Origin of the sequence: Pseudomonas syringae group sp. J254-4 (genome assembly GCF_032586855.1) — a bacterium.
GTDB classification, from domain to species: Bacteria; Pseudomonadota; Gammaproteobacteria; order Pseudomonadales; family Pseudomonadaceae; genus Aquipseudomonas; species Aquipseudomonas amygdali.
Genome location: NZ_JAWHOO010000009.1, coordinates 30,192 through 44,337, shown reverse-complemented (window position 1 = coordinate 44,337; position 14,146 = coordinate 30,192). Strand labels below are relative to the sequence as shown.

The following is a 14,146-nucleotide window of genomic DNA, read 5'->3' as shown; positions in this document are numbered from 1 at the left end:
AGCCTGTGCCGGGATTGCTATCAGGTTGTCATATAGTCGCTAAACCGCTCTGGGACAAGGCTTTTCGGCAACCTCATTAACTGAGCAAACATCAAGGACCGGAAATCCTACGCGGCCGAGCTTGTTCATTTGATGAAGTTATGTTTATTAATCGAGTCATGATTTGATCATTTAGACCAATGCCGGGCCGAGGTACAAGAATGAGAATTCCTCACTGCGAGCTTCCCGACCACAGCGTCTCCACTGAGCACTTCCTGCCTCGCGGCGACAGTAGTCAGCCAGACGCCAGTGGCTCGCCCACCGCCGAGGAATTGACCGGTTGCCTGTTCTTCTCGCCTGACGATGGGCGCATCTGGCTCAACGATCAGCGCATGTTGCTGCTGCACACCTCATCGTTCGGCACCTTGCGCCGCGAGATCATCGAGCGTCTGGGGCAGGAGCAGGCACGCGGAATGTTCACCCGCGCCGGTTATCTGTCTGGCGCGCGCGACGCCCGGCTGATTCGCGAACGCTGGCCACTGGCTGATGCCACATCGGCGTTTCGTGCCGGTACGCACTTGCACACGCTGGAAGGCATGACCAAGGTCGAGCCGTTGCACTTCAAGTTCGACGCCGAGTCCGGGTTCTACGAAGGGGAGTTTCTCTGGCACCACTCCTGCGAAGCCGACGAGCATGTTGCGGCATATGGCATCGGGCAGGATTCGGTGTGCTGGACCGAAATCGGCTACGCCACCGGTTTTGTCAGCGGCCTGTTCGGGCAGATGGTGGTCTTCCGCGAAGTGGAGTGCCGCGGCATGGGCCACGCGAACTGCCGGGTCGTTGGCAAGACCGCGGAACAATGGGGCGACGTCGAACGCGACCTGGGCTACCTGAGCGTGGTCAAACCAACTGCCCCTGAACAAACTCCTCCACTGGCAAAAGCGAACCATGACGCAAGCCCACCCACCGGCACCGAGCAGCCGCTGATTGGTGCCAGCGCCGCATTCAACGCCGCCACCCAGGCACTGCAGCGTGTGGCAATGACCCCGGCAACGGTATTGATCAGCGGTGAATCCGGCGTCGGCAAGGAAATGTTCGCTCGCCAGTTGCACCAGCTCAGCCGCAACCGCGAAGGCCCGTTCGTGGCGCTCAACTGCGCAGCCATTCCCGATAACCTGATCGAAGCCGAGCTGTTCGGTGTCGAGCGTGGGGCATACACCGGCGCGACGCACTCAAGGCCCGGGCGTTTCGAGCGCGCCAATGGCGGCACGCTGTTTCTGGATGAAATTACCTCCCTGAGCCTGGCCGGGCAAAGCAAACTGCTGCGCGCCCTGCAAGAGCGGGAGATCGAACGCGTCGGGGGCGGCCACGGTATCAAGGTCAATGTTCGGGTGGTGGCGGCGACCAACGTCGACTTGCGCAAGGCGGTGGCCGATGGCGAGTTCCGCGAGGACCTGTTCTACCGCCTGAATGTTTACCCGATCACCCTGCCCCCATTACGCGAACGCCGTGATGACATTCCGTTGCTGATCAACGCCTTTCTCAAAAGATTCTGTCAGGAGTACGGCAGGACGCCGGCCGGCTTGACCATGCGAGCATTGAAGACGTTGCTGCGTTATGACTTCGCCGGGAATGTGCGCGAGCTGCAGAACCTGATCGAGCGTGGGCTGATTGCCAGCGACGAGGGCCAGGCGATTGATCTGGTGCATATCTTCCGCAACGAGTCGTTACCGGAGGACTCCTACTCGTTGAACCCCGAGGGCACGTTGCGGCAGACCTCTGTTTCAGAAACCCGGCCGTCCTCGACTGCCAGACTGCTGGACACTTTGGGGCAGTCAGGCCAGGCATTCTCCATCGACGACCTCGAACAGCGCCTGATCCACGAAGCGCTGGACGAGAGCGAGGGCAACCTGGCGGCCGCCTCGCGTTTACTGGGCCTGAGTCGCGCCCAGTTTGCCTATCGTCTGAAGAAACAGCAGCCAGGGGGCGCCTAGATCGGCAAGGTGCTCACCACACGCAGGGCAAGCCCTTCGTAGGCATCCAGCGTGATGGTGAACTCGCCCTGATCGGTCAGATCACCCTCGACCCGCTCGTTGATGATGTCGACCACCGGACCCGGCGCGATGCCAGGCAGGTGCAGCGTTTCGACAATAGTCTCTGAGCTGAAGTTGAGCGCGGTGATCTGCGTGCCCTTGCCGGCAGGCAACTCGTGAACCATGACCAGCAGCCCTGGATGCTCGACATCGGGAATCAGAATCTGGCGGCTTGCTGCAATGTCGTAGGCACGGCGCACAGCGAGAATCTTCTTGAGCTGCGAGGCAAACGAATCAGGTCGCTGGAGCTGACTGACCAGGCTGCCATACAGCGTCTTCGGACGCGGCATGTCACCAGCAGAAAATTCGGCTTCCGGGTCCAGATCGACCAGATCGTAGGCACCCCGATGAATCCAGCGCGTGTCACCGTCCTGCATCAGGTGGTCGACCTGCTCGGCCGGCAGCGTCAAGGCGCCGACCAGGTCCCAGCCCGACAAGGCAAACACGCCCGGCTGCATGGCGTTGTACATCACCAGCAGCAGGTGGATGTGCTGGATCTGCTGAATGTCTGCATCGCTGATCGTGCTCAGATCACGAATGCCCAGCGCGGCGGTGATGATGCTGGCCGTTGTGCAGGAGACACCATTGGTGACGAACTTGAGGTTGTACGGCGCGTGTTCACCGGACAACTTCTCGTACATCTCTTCACGGATGTGCTCGCGCAGGATATTGCCCGGGAACGTCTGCCCCTGGTAATGGAAGGTGTCGTGGGCGTGCAGCGTCCAGAAATGCACCAGCTCCAGAGTCAGCTCATCGTGGTTCTGCAAGGCATGGATCAGCGAGGCCGGGTCGATGCCATACGCATGCACCTGACGCAGCATCAAGCGCAGGAACTCGGTGGTGCCGGTCAACAGTGCATGCTGATAGGCCGGTCGTGTGATGAAGTCGTAGGACAGGTCAGCGCCGCCCTGACCCATGGACGCGATGTCATCGATGGTCAGGTTCAGTTCCTGGAAGCTGAAACCGCCCGCCTTGCGGATCGCACCGGCGAGTAGCTGGTTGCCGGTGATCGACAGCGGATGGCTTTCCGACCAGGCCGTGCCTTCGGCGCGACGCTCCACGCCAAGGAAGCCGTTGGCGTCCAGACGCAGTACCCGCGCGCCCATTACATCAATGGCATGCAGTGCGTCACCGATGATCATCTGCTGCGCGGCAAAACTTGGGTCCAGCCAGTTCAATGAAGGCTGACCGTCCTTGAAATAATGCAGGTAGACCCAGCGGCGGGCCTTGCCATCGACGCCATGCACCACATCGGTGGCGCTCCAGTCGGTTTCCTTGACGCCGGGCTCGAAGAAGATCACCCGTTGCAACTGACCGACGATGTAATGCTTGTCGCGTAACTGATCGACCACATCGGGCATCAGATTGACGGCGTCGCGACCGGTCGGCACTTCAGGCAGCAGCGGCCAGTCCTCCTCACGGATCTCGACCATGTGGAACAGGCCTGGGTAATCCTCGTACGCCAGCTCGGCAAGACGGAAGTCTGCGCCCTTGCCGGTGTGCGACGGGATGATGTCATCGATGATCACCGCGTTGTGCGCTGCAGCGATGCGCGACAGGCTCAACAGTTGTGCTTCGGTGCCCAGATCAGGGTCGATGCCGAAACTGATGCGGTCGAAGTTGCCATCGATACTCGGAGTCCGCTCGCGGCCTTTCAGCCCGCCGGACAGCTTCAGCGGGCCGTTGTGAATGCCCTGAATGCCGATCTCCGACAGCGCGTGCCACAGGGTTTCATCACCCAGCGCTTCCAGCACCGAGCCACCTTCACGAGTGACGATAGAAGCCGGATAGGCGGTGAACCAGACTGACGCAATGGCGGATGCATCTCTGGGGCGTGCAAGGGCGAAAGGACGCTGCCAGAGCCTGCCCTGCCCCGAATAGGTCTTGGCGCGCTGTCTTGCGGCATTAAGCATCGATTGCTCGACCAGCCAGTCCACGTACTGCTTGTCCGGTATCGTCATAGCGTCCAGTCTTCCTCTCGAATCGGCGACCTGAGACGCTCCGCAGGCGGAGCGCCCTGAATGTATTGCTTACGGATATGAGCCCACAAGGCCCGATTCGTTGCATTCATGTCGCGGTCTGACGCTCGCCGACCGTGCTATGACGAAGTTTTGCGGCATCAATAAGGTTGAGGGATGGCAACAGGAGGCTTTTTCAGTGCCTGAATCACCGCATTGGCGGCATTGGAAAGCAGCGAGGCCGGCCGCGCCACCACACTGATGTGCCGCATCACGGTCAGCGGCAGCGGGATCGACTCCAGCTCACGGAAGCGCCCGTTCAGCAACGCCCTGGGCAGAATCGAAATGCAATGGCGCTTGGCGACCAGATCCAGAAGTGTGTCCAGACAGGTCAGTTCGCCGCGTTGACTGAGCCGCACCTGCGCCGATGCCAGTTGCTGGTGCAAACGCTCGACCCCGGGATGCCGCCAGGCCACGTAACGTGACACCTGCGAAAGCTCGGCGAAGCTTTGCGGCGTTGCCTGTTTGCTGCGCGCCGCCACCAGCACGTAATGGTCCGACCAGCAATGATGCTCGAGATAATGCTCATTCAGGACAGTACCGGGCAGGATGAGGATGTCGGCTACTTCCTTTATCAACGCGTCCAGCGAGGGGTGTTGTTCGGAGCGGTGCAGCACGTTCAAGTGAATATCGGGGTAGTGATGGGCGAGAAAGTCCAGCGAGGCGCTCAGGCTGGTCTCGAGGATATGCGAGTGGTAATGAATGGTTACGCTGCCGCTGACCCCATTTTTTTTAGTTGTTCGAGTGTGGCCATGATGTTTCCGAGGGTCTGGTTGATGACCTTGCCTTCAGGGGTGAGGGTGCAGCCCGTACGGCTGCGAATGAACAGGCGTTTTTCAAAAAAATCTTCGACTTCCTTGATGGCATAGCTGATGTTCGACTGGCTGCAGCCCAGAATGGCTGCGGCCTCCGAGAACGAACCGTGCTGGGCAACGGTTTGAACGACTTTGAAGAAATGGGTTTTCATGTGTCCTGCACTCTGGTTTTGCAAAGGTGGGTGCGGCCCTGCCGCTGAGCCGAAGGCTCGGGAATACAGGAAACCCCCGCTGAAACACCGAACTGGCCGGGATATCGGCCGTTCGAATAAATGTCTCAAGCGGGGGTAAAGCGAACGCTGGCTATCAGGTTGAAGGCGTGGCTATGCACATTTCGGGTGCACGGCGTCTTCAGGGGTATCCGCAGGGGAACTGAGTGGCTCAGTCGTTCTCGGTCCAGTCGAAATCCATTTGCAGCGCCGTGCGTTCGGCCAATTCACGACTGTGCAGGCGCTCTACCAAGTGAAGGCTCATGTCGATACCGGCGGAGATACCTGCCGATGTCACAAATGAGCCCTCGTCGACCCAGCGCAGGGTGCTGAGCACGTCTACCGAAGGGAACATTTCCTTGAGGTCGTCAATGTCTTCCCAGTGCGTGGTTACTTGCTTGCCTGCCAGCTTGCCGGTCCTGGCCAGCAGAAAGGCACCGGTGCACACGGCAGCCACTACGCGACCGGGTTCCGACTGATCGCTGATCCAGTGGATCACGTCGGGTTTTTCCAGTTCGGCGGTCACGACCCCGCCCGGGACGATCAGGCAGTCGATGGCCGGATGGTCGTTGATCGAAAAGTCCGGATCGACCTTGAGCCCGGCGCGGGCACGCACTGGTGCGGTGCTGCGCCCGATGGTGAACACATTGAACAACTGCCGGTCATCGCGGCTGTTGCGAGCGTGCATGCGTGTTGCGGTGGTGAACACTTCGTAGGGGCCAGCGAAGTCGAGAACCTCGACGTCGTCATAAACGTAGATACCGATATTGAGTGGCACGAGTTGGCTCCAGGGCCTGCATGGCAGACCACTTGCATCATATTAAGGTTTAAGCAGTTTCAAGCGGTGACAGGGTGCAGATTACCCAGTAGCATCACGCCAAACTACTGGCTGAAATGCCAATATCCGGTAACATCGCGCCATGAAAAATCATCTCGTTGTCGCACTCATCTACAACCAGTTGTGCACCTTCGAATTTGGCTGCACGGTCGAAGTATTTGCGCTGAAAAGACCTGAACTGGGGGTCAACTGGTACGAATTCGCGACCTTCCCGGTCGACGATGGGCCGATCACCGCCGCCGGGGGCATTACCATCGTGCCAACGCCTGGCGAAGTGCTGCTGGAGAATGCCGATACAATCATCGTGCCAGGCTGGCGCGGAGTGGAGTCCGCAGTTCCGCAGCGGCTCATCGAACAGCTCCAGGCTGCTCATGCACGCGGCGCGCGGATCTGCTCGATCTGTACAGGCGCTTTCGTTCTGGCCGCGGCCGGTTTGCTCGACGGGCACAAGGTCACCACCCACTGGCGCTACACCGACCTGCTGGCAACCATGTATCCGGGCCTGACCATTCAACCCAACGAACTGTATGTGGACCAAGGCACTATCGTGACAGCTGCGGGCTCGGCCGCGGGGCTGGACATGATGCTGCACCTGGTGCGCAACGATCACGGCTCGCGCGTTGCCAACATGGTGGCGCAGCGCATGGTCATCCCGCCTCATCGCGAAGGCGGGCAATCGCAATATGCGTCCCGGCAACTGGTGTCGGCCAGCGACGGGCCGATTTCCAACCTGATGGACTGGATCCGCAGCGATCTGCAGCGCCCTCACACCATCAAGGAAATGGCCTCAAGGGCGGCGCTCAGTACCCGCACCTTGCACCGCAGCTTTATGGAAAGTACCGGCCTTACGCCTTACGACTGGCTGCTCGGCGAGCGCATTGCCTACGCCAAGGAATTGCTGGAGTCCTCGAAGCTGCGTCTCAACGAAGTGGTGGACCGCGCCGGTTTCGGCTCCGAAGAGTCTTTTCGCCGACACTTCCGCAATCTGGTGGGCATCAGCCCGAGCAGCTATCGCAAGCAGTTTGCCCGGGCGTGACCTCGGGCCTCGCGTAGACCGCATCGACAAGCGTATCGGCAAACTCACCCCACGCGCCCGCAACAGCCGTGTTGGTCAGGACGACCATGCTGAGCGCAGAAACCGGATCAACCCAGTAATGACTGCCATACAAGCCGCACCACGACCAGGTCCCGACACCCTGTTGCTGCCCCCGCACCGCAGCGGGATCGGCAAGGATCATCGGCCCCAGGCCGAACTTCCAGCCAGGCCCCCGACTGGCAATGGTTATGCTTCCAATCGCATTATTCAGCAAGCGCTCGGTACTGACGGCGCTCAATAACGGCGCGCCCCCCAGACGCAGACACTCAAGCAGCCGAAGGTAGTCATCAGCCGTGCCCAGCATGCCTGCCCCGCCAGATTCATATGCACCTGCGTCAAAAGCCCGAGCCGATGACAGCCGCGCCTGTCCGCTGTCGAGCAACAACACATCGTTTTCGCCGATACGTTGCGGGCCGTTGACACTGTCCTTGTAGGCGCTGGCCAGCGTTCGTTGCTGGTCGTGCCTGAAGGAAGTCGCATCCATGCGCAAAGGCAGGGTAACCCACTTGGCAACAGCCTCTGACAACGGCATGCCGGTGGCCTGTTCAATCACAGCGCCCAGCACATCTATGCCCAACGAGTATCCCCAGGCGCTACCCGGCTCAAACAGCAGTGGCAGACGCGCCAACCGGGTCAGGTTTTCCTGTAGATCGAACGGCACACAGTCCAGCCCGTCCGACACCCCTGCCCGCTCATAGGCATTACCGGGCGTTTGTTCGAAGCCGTAGCTCAAGCCGCAAGTGTGCGACAGCAAATGCTGCAGTGTGATGACAGGCTCACGGCCGCTGACCAGACGTGGGCGAAAGGCTGGCAGCCAGTCCGTTACCGAGGCTTGCAGGTTCAAGGTGCCCAGTTCGCAGAGCCGCAACACCAGCACCGAGGTCAACAGCTTGGTCATTGACGCCAGACGAAAGCGCGTACTGCGAGTGGCCGGAATCTGTTGCTCGCGATCTGCCCAGCCGAGTGCGCTGGCGTAAACCAGGCGTCCCTGCCGGGCCAGCAACAACACCCCGCCAACGATCCGACGCTGGTCGATGAAGCGTTGCCAGACCTTATCGACACGCTGCACGGCGGGCTCATTCAAGGCAATCATCGCTCACAGGCCCTTCACTGCACGGCTGAAGATCTGCGCATACGCCTCGGCCGAATGACGAATCGGATTGGTGTGCGAGCAGCCGTCGGCAAATGCCATGCGTCCGACCCGCTCGGCGTCGCGATCGTCGATACCGATTTCGCCCAGCGTATGCGCAATGCCGATCTGCTCGCGTAGCGCCAGTAACCAGTCCATTACCCCGGTAAAACCGGGCGTGGGCAACCGCAGGTAAACCGCCAGATCATCCATTTGCTTCAGCAGCACCGAGCGATTGGCCTCCAGCACGTAGGGCAGCAGAATCGCATTCAGTAAGCCATGATGCTGGTCGTAGAGCGCCCCCAGGCTCTGAGCAATCGCGTGTACGCCGCCCAGACCGCGCTGAAACGCGGCGGCACCCAGGCTGGAGGCCACCAGCATCTGCTGCCGCGCCTCCAGGTCCTGACCGTCAGCAACAACCCGAGGCAAATATTCCTTGATCATCTGCATGCCCTTGACCGACACCGCTTCGGCCATCGGGTGCCAGGCCGGTGAACACCAGGATTCCACGCAGTGAGTCAAGGCGTCCGCACCCGTCGCGGCAGTCAGGTGCGTTGGCAGGTTCAGGGTCAGCGTGGCATCCAGAATCGCGATGCGCGGCATCATGCGAATGTGCAGGATGGTGCGCTTGACCTGTGCCTGCTCATCGGTAATCACCGACGCACGCCCCACTTCAGAGCCGGTGCCAGCCGTCGTCGGCAGCGCAACTACCGGCGCAATGCCGTCTGGATCGGCGCGCAGGTGGTTCTGACCGATGTCTTCGAAATCCCACAACGGGCGGGTCTGGCCGGACATCAGCGCCACCGCTTTGGCAGCGTCCAGCGCCGAGCCGCCGCCAAACGCGATGACGCCGTCGTAATCCCCGGCTCTGTAGGCTTGCAGCCCCTCGGCGACGTTGGTCCCGGTCGGGTTGCCCTTGACCCGGTCAAACAGGCCGCAATGGCCTAATTGGCGGCGGCAATCCTCCACGGCGCTGGCGATCATGTCGGTACTGCCGAGAAAGCTGTCGGTAATCAGTAACGGCCGTTTTATGCCGGTCTTCCGGCAGGCGTCGGCCAGTTCATTGACGCGTCCAGCGCCTGCACGGATTGAAGTCGGGTAGTGCCAGTCGTTGCTGTGCATGTACGTAGTCCCTTGCAGGTTATTTCAGTAAAAGAAGTGGGCGGGCAGCAAACCGATCAGCAGGCGCAGACCGAAAGCGATCATGAAAAGAGCGGTGACGATATCAATGGCCTTTTTCATCCGCTGATAGCGCGCCTGCACGGCAGGGATCGAAAACAACGTGGCGAGCAGCACGAACCAGGAAATTGCCAGCACCGCGATGATCGATACCCCCGCAGTGCGCACCCACATCGGCATGCCCGGCGTGGTCACGGTGGTGAACACGCTGGTGTAGAACGCCAGCGCCTTGGGATTGGTCAGGTTAGTCAGCAGGCCAAACCGATAGGCGCGGCTCAGGCTACCGATGCCCAGCGCACCGATGTCCCTCGGTTTGGGCTGGCTGCCAGCATTGCGCAGGCTCTTGGCGCCGAGCCAGGTCAGGTAAGCGCCGCCCAGCAATTGCAACGCCGGCTGCAGCCACGGCAACTGCTGAAACACAAGCCCTAACCCGGTGGCTGCCAGCAAGGCCCAGAGAATGCTGCCCGAGGCGACCCCCAGCCCGGCACAGATGCCCTGCTGCCGTGACTGGCTGAACGAGAGCTGGGTGATTACCAGGAAGTTCGGGCCGGGACTGATGATCAGCACGATGAACGCCCCCGCCAGCGCGGTCAGTAAAGTGACTTCATACATATCAGTAATTCCTTTTTAATTAATAAGTTAAACAGCTTTATTAAACTTTAATGTGATGCAACTTGAGGTGTGCTTTCCCAGCGTCTCCAGGCATGACTCGACCGCCCTGCGCGCTTCGATCAGTGCATGGCAGGTCGGGTCAGGCGTGGGCACGTAGTGGTTGTAAAAGGTGCAGCCTTCTACGGCCGGCCCCAGAACCCAGAGCCGCTGCTGCACAGAACCATCGCGGCCAATGGCACGAGCAGACTCATCGGTTTCAATACCGTCGGCAGGCCAGGCGTGCGCAGCGCGAATCAGCCCTTGCTCGTACAAATCACTGATCAGCCCCGGGCCATTGCCCGACAGACCGCCGTGGGCGACCCGCGCGCCAATCATGCTGTCGGGGCGAAAATCGGCCCTTTGCACATCGTCCATCGGCGGCAGGATCGTCACGACGCCAGCCTCGATCAGCGCCAGCAGATCTTCCTGGCGCTCCTTTTGCGGCCCGCCGACCAGCCGGTTGCTCAACCCGGCCCATACGCCATAAAACTCCAGGGTCGACGATTCAGTCAGGCCGTTGCGATCTGCGATCAGGCGCAACAGGTCGCGATAATCTCGCCAGACCTCCAGTGCCTGGCAGATCGCACTGCCTGCCGTGCCCAGGCGACTCAGCGCCAGGTCCCGTTTGATCCAGTCGACGAACCATTGGCCATACGCGCCTTGCGCACCCGACCAGCGTTGGGTCAACAGCCATTGCTCAGGGTCAAATTGACCCCACAGCTCGGCCAGCCGCTCAAACGCTGCCGGTCTGGCGGTTGACTCGCTCAGCAGACGCTGCACCGATGCCAACTGCGCTGGCGCATCTAGCCGGACCCTGGCCTGATAAAATACGGCGCGCATTTCATCCTTGATCAGCGGCAGCACATCGGCCCGAAAGTCGAGTTGCCCGCCCTCCTTTTGCTCGCGCAAACGGGCTATGGACGCAGCGGTGAAAAACAGCCTCGGCAAGGGGGGCTGGCTGCAGGCATGCCATTGCGGCCGTGCATGAAACGGCAGCCCTGTGCGCGAGTACAGGAACACCTTGGGCTCGCGTCCAGACGGCAGATATCGCCAGCCTGCAAAGCCGCTATCGCGCACGTAGCGCCCGCCGCGCCCTTGAGTCAGGTGAGCAAGTGTGTCCATCGCGGTCAGTCCCAGCCCCTCGATGGCCACAGTGTCGCCGACCTCCAGTTGCGCGCCGGTTTCAGAGGCATGCCCGCTGGTGAGGAACACGGCATCGACATCCATCTTCAGACGTCGAGTGCACAACCTGAAGCCGGGCGTTACCAATAGCGGCCGACAGGTCATGACCTGCTCGGCGTGATAGCGCACCTGCACGTGCGCCGGGCAGCACTGCAGGAGCAAGCGATAGCTGTCCTGCAAGTAGCGCCCGAGCAGTGCGCGCGGCAAAAAGTCGCCAAACGCAACCGCTCTGCCCTGCCCGTCCGTGCTGACATGGCCGCGCTCGTCAAGGCGCACATCCTGACTGCGGCACCATTGCAGAAAGGTCGGACCTGGTGGCGCGCAAGCCGGGAATGCGGAAGAAAACGCGGATAGCTGGCCGGCCGTGGTGTTGAGCATCAGGTAATCCGGCTGCTGCGCATGGTGCAGCCCGCTGCCGGGTGGTTGCGGGTCGAACACTTCGATATTCAAAGGCCGATCGGCATGGCGACTCAGGCCGATCAACTGCTCCAGAATGCTCAAACCACGCGAGCCCAGACCGATAATCGCTACGGTATGCGTCTGCACGGCCATCACCAGCGCTTCGACTCAAAGAAGAACGTCGGCACCGGCAACGCGCTGCCTTCGGCCACTGCCTGGCGATACACGCGCTGGCCTACGGCAAGGTCCAGTACGCCGAGACCGAATGGCGAGAAGATCGAGGCCCGATCCGGGCTCAGTTCCACCTGCCCGGTCATGAGTTGCGCCAGCGTCCCGGTGATGAATGATCGGTCCTGATACTGCTGCACGGCGAGGTCAGGTGAGGTCCGAGCCTTGAGGCAGTGCTCAACGTCATCAAGAATGTTATTGGCCTGCGCGATGACGTCCGGGCCCAGATCACGCAACGAAATGTTCAGCAGCAATTGCCCTGGCCGAAACAGCGGCTCCAGCACATAAGGGCTCGGCGCGGTGGTAGCGAACACCACCACGTCAGCCTGCAAGGCGGTCGGCAAATCGCTTGGCTGACTGTTCAACCGATGTCGACTGGCGGCATGCCGGACCAACGCCGATGCCGAGTCGTCGTGTTGATCGAAGACGGTTATTGCGTCCATCGTCCAGCCATCGCTGACGAACATGTCGAGGATGGTTCGGGCGATGAAACCGGCACCGATGAACGCCATTCGTCCGACGTGGCGCTGATGGCGGTTCATCCAGTGCGCACCGAGCACCGCCGAGGCCGCCGTGCGCATGGCGCTGATGCGTGAGGCTTCCAGACAGGCAAACGCATAGCCGGTGAGCGGGTCATTGAGGATCAGCACAGCCGAGGCGCGTTGCAGGCCCGTCTCGATATTGTCCGGAAAGCTGGATATCCACTTGATGCCACTGACTGCCTGCTCGCCAGACAGGCTGGCGGGCAAGGCAATGATCCGATTGGCCGGAGCCTCGGGAAAACGCAGAAAGTAACTGTCGGGGTTGATCGTGCGCCCGGCCTCGTGAGCCAGATACGCCGCCTGCACATCCTCGATGCAAGTCAACGGATCAGCCGCCAGCAGGCGCGCGACCACTTCGCCATCGACCACATGAAACGCCGCCTGCTTCAGGCGCTCGGCAGCCAGCCAGAAGGTTGAACACTGCTCCTGCGCAAGCGAGCTTGCACCTGAAGGCGCTGTCACCGACCCACCGCTTTCGCGAGCAAGCTCGCTCCCACAAGGGCTCGCGCACGCGCCGACAACAGATTCACACACATCCTGTGGGAGCGGGCCTGCACCCGAAGGCGTCGCCACCGACCCACCGCTTTCGCGAGCAAGCTCGCTCCCACAAGGGCTCGCGCACGCGCAGACAACAGATTCACACACATCCTGTGGGAGCGGGCCTGCACCCGAAGGCGTCGCCACCGACCCACCGGTTTCGCGAGCAAGCTCGCTCCCACAAGGGCTTGCGCACGCGCAGACAACAGATTCACACACATCCTGTGGGAGCGAGCTTGCTCGCGAAGGCGTTTTCACGCTTCCCGGAAATGTTGCAGCCTCTGATGAGGAAAGATCCGCCAGGGTCATGTTCAGCACTTCACGGCCAAAACGCTGCTCGACCCACTGGTCATCGTAGAGGGTGTCCAGATAGCGCTCGCCCCAGTCTGGCGACAATGCCACGACCACCGAACCCGGCTCGATGCGCTCGCGCCAGGCATGTACCGCAGCGATTACCGTCGCGGTGGACCCGCCAACCAGCAAGCCCTTGCTGCGCGCCAGAATGCGACACATGGCGACGGTACGGGATTCCGGAACCATCTCCAGCGCGTAAATACCATCAGCCTTGAAGATCGGCGGATGCTGGCTGGTACCCAGCCCCGGTATGAAGCGACGGCTGGCCGGAGTGCCAAAGGTCACCGAACCGACGCTGTCGACGGCAATGATTCTGGTGCTCGGGTGATGCCGCTGAAAATGCTGGACGCAGCCCATCAGCGTGCCGGTGGTCCCGGCACCGACGAACAGATAGTCGACATGACCGAAGTGCTGGCTGATCGAGCGTGCCGTGGTCCGGGCGTGAGCACGCGGGTTGGCCGCATTCTCGTATTGATTGAGCCAGACGTATCGCGGGTCGCTGGCGAGCTTTTCCCTGATCAGCGCTATACGCGTTCCCAGAAACCCGCCGTTGGCATCCGGGGCCTGGACCTGAATCACCTCGGCACCGTAGCTGCGCATCATGCGGATGTTATGGCTGGAGCTGTTGGGGTCGACCACGCAGGTAAAGGGTATCGCCCGTTCGGCGCAGATCATCGCCAGCGCCACGCCAAGGTTGCCCGACGAAGACTCGATCAGAATCGTGTCAGGGCCCAGCAAACCCCGAGCCTGAAGGTCATTGATCAGCCCTACGGCGGTTTTGAGCTTGATCGAGCCGGCCGGGTTGAGTGATTCCATTTTCAGGAAAAAGTCTGCGCCCAGGCCAGACACCTTGAGGAAGGTCTGATCGTGAACGATGTCGCAAAGAGAGTCGTACAT

Annotated in this window: 11 protein-coding genes; 2 read left to right on the top strand and 9 right to left on the bottom strand. The window is 61.0% G+C overall.

All coding sequences use genetic code 11. From position 1 onward, the window contains the following. The first annotated feature begins 200 nt into the window (after positions 1 to 200). The gene (locus RYB09_RS13165; RefSeq protein ID WP_316888810.1) at positions 201 to 1,973 is read left to right on the top strand and encodes a sigma 54-interacting transcriptional regulator; all 1,773 of its coding nucleotides are present in this window, start codon (positions 201 to 203) and stop codon (positions 1,971 to 1,973) included. Here the strand turns inward: RYB09_RS13165 and treS are convergent. From treS to RYB09_RS13145, 4 genes are all read right to left on the bottom strand, one after another. Further along, entirely contained in the window at positions 1,970 to 4,033 is a 2,064-nt protein-coding gene (gene treS / locus RYB09_RS13160; protein ID WP_002553446.1) for a maltose alpha-D-glucosyltransferase, read from the bottom strand. The genes RYB09_RS13165 and treS overlap by 4 nt on opposite strands. A gap of 158 nt (positions 4,034 to 4,191) precedes the next feature. Continuing rightward, positions 4,192 to 4,761: a LysR substrate-binding domain-containing protein gene (locus RYB09_RS13155; protein ID WP_230018864.1), complete on the bottom strand. Its 570-nt coding sequence runs from the start codon at positions 4,759 to 4,761 to the stop codon at positions 4,192 to 4,194. Positions 4,762 to 4,796: 35 nt separating this feature from the next. Beyond that, entirely contained in the window at positions 4,797 to 5,057 is a 261-nt protein-coding gene (locus RYB09_RS13150) for a LysR family transcriptional regulator (RefSeq protein ID WP_002553444.1), read from the bottom strand. Positions 5,058 to 5,286: 229 nt separating this feature from the next. Then, complete coding sequence (locus tag RYB09_RS13145; RefSeq protein ID WP_005734627.1) at positions 5,287 to 5,892, bottom strand: DJ-1/PfpI family protein; 606 nt, start codon at positions 5,890 to 5,892, stop codon at positions 5,287 to 5,289. Positions 5,893 to 6,034: 142 nt separating this feature from the next. Here RYB09_RS13145 and ftrA point away from each other — a divergent pair, with 142 nt between their 5' ends. Further along, positions 6,035 to 6,988, top strand: coding sequence for a transcriptional regulator FtrA (ftrA, locus tag RYB09_RS13140; RefSeq protein ID WP_002553443.1), 954 nt, complete (start codon positions 6,035 to 6,037; stop codon positions 6,986 to 6,988). Here ftrA and RYB09_RS13135 read toward each other — a convergent pair. The 5 genes from RYB09_RS13135 to sbnB are packed head-to-tail and all read right to left on the bottom strand — an operon-like array spanning position 6,948 to position 14,146. After that, positions 6,948 to 8,141, bottom strand: a complete 1,194-nt coding sequence (locus RYB09_RS13135) for a serine hydrolase domain-containing protein (RefSeq protein ID WP_316888807.1) — start codon at positions 8,139 to 8,141, stop codon at positions 6,948 to 6,950. The two genes, ftrA and RYB09_RS13135, sit on opposite strands and share 41 nt — an antisense overlap. A 3-nt stretch (positions 8,142 to 8,144) precedes the next feature. Continuing rightward, positions 8,145 to 9,299 (bottom strand): iron-containing alcohol dehydrogenase, encoded by a 1,155-nt coding sequence (locus RYB09_RS13130; RefSeq protein ID WP_316888805.1) that lies wholly within the window; start codon positions 9,297 to 9,299, stop codon positions 8,145 to 8,147. 24 nt (positions 9,300 to 9,323) lie between these two features. Further along, positions 9,324 to 9,968 carry a LysE family transporter gene (locus tag RYB09_RS13125; protein WP_316888804.1) on the bottom strand — a complete coding sequence of 215 codons (645 nt, stop codon included), beginning with the start codon at positions 9,966 to 9,968 and terminating at the stop codon, positions 9,324 to 9,326. A 27-nt stretch (positions 9,969 to 9,995) separates the two neighbouring features. Next, positions 9,996 to 11,741 (bottom strand): FAD/NAD(P)-binding protein, encoded by a 1,746-nt coding sequence (locus RYB09_RS13120; RefSeq protein ID WP_316888802.1) that lies wholly within the window; start codon positions 11,739 to 11,741, stop codon positions 9,996 to 9,998. Then, the gene (gene sbnB, locus RYB09_RS13115; RefSeq protein ID WP_316888800.1) at positions 11,741 to 14,146 is read right to left on the bottom strand and encodes a 2,3-diaminopropionate biosynthesis protein SbnB; all 2,406 of its coding nucleotides are present in this window, start codon (positions 14,144 to 14,146) and stop codon (positions 11,741 to 11,743) included. The genes RYB09_RS13120 and sbnB overlap by 1 nt, the downstream gene beginning before the upstream one ends.

Coding starts and splice junctions, on each gene's coding strand:
- RYB09_RS13125 (WP_316888804.1), bottom strand. CDS start 9,968: ATGTATGAAGTCACTTTACTGACCGCGCTGGCGGGGGCGTTCATCGTG.
- RYB09_RS13135 (WP_316888807.1), bottom strand. CDS start 8,141: ATGATTGCCTTGAATGAGCCCGCCGTGCAGCGTGTCGATAAGGTCTGG.
- RYB09_RS13120 (WP_316888802.1), bottom strand. CDS start 11,741: ATGGCCGTGCAGACGCATACCGTAGCGATTATCGGTCTGGGCTCGCGT.
- RYB09_RS13150 (WP_002553444.1), bottom strand. CDS start 5,057: ATGAAAACCCATTTCTTCAAAGTCGTTCAAACCGTTGCCCAGCACGGT.
- RYB09_RS13165 (WP_316888810.1), top strand. CDS start 201: ATGAGAATTCCTCACTGCGAGCTTCCCGACCACAGCGTCTCCACTGAG.
- sbnB (WP_316888800.1), bottom strand. CDS start 14,146: ATGTACGACTCTCTTTGCGACATCGTTCACGATCAGACCTTCCTCAAG.
- RYB09_RS13130 (WP_316888805.1), bottom strand. CDS start 9,299: ATGCACAGCAACGACTGGCACTACCCGACTTCAATCCGTGCAGGCGCT.
- treS (WP_002553446.1), bottom strand. CDS start 4,033: ATGACGATACCGGACAAGCAGTACGTGGACTGGCTGGTCGAGCAATCG.
- ftrA (WP_002553443.1), top strand. CDS start 6,035: ATGAAAAATCATCTCGTTGTCGCACTCATCTACAACCAGTTGTGCACC.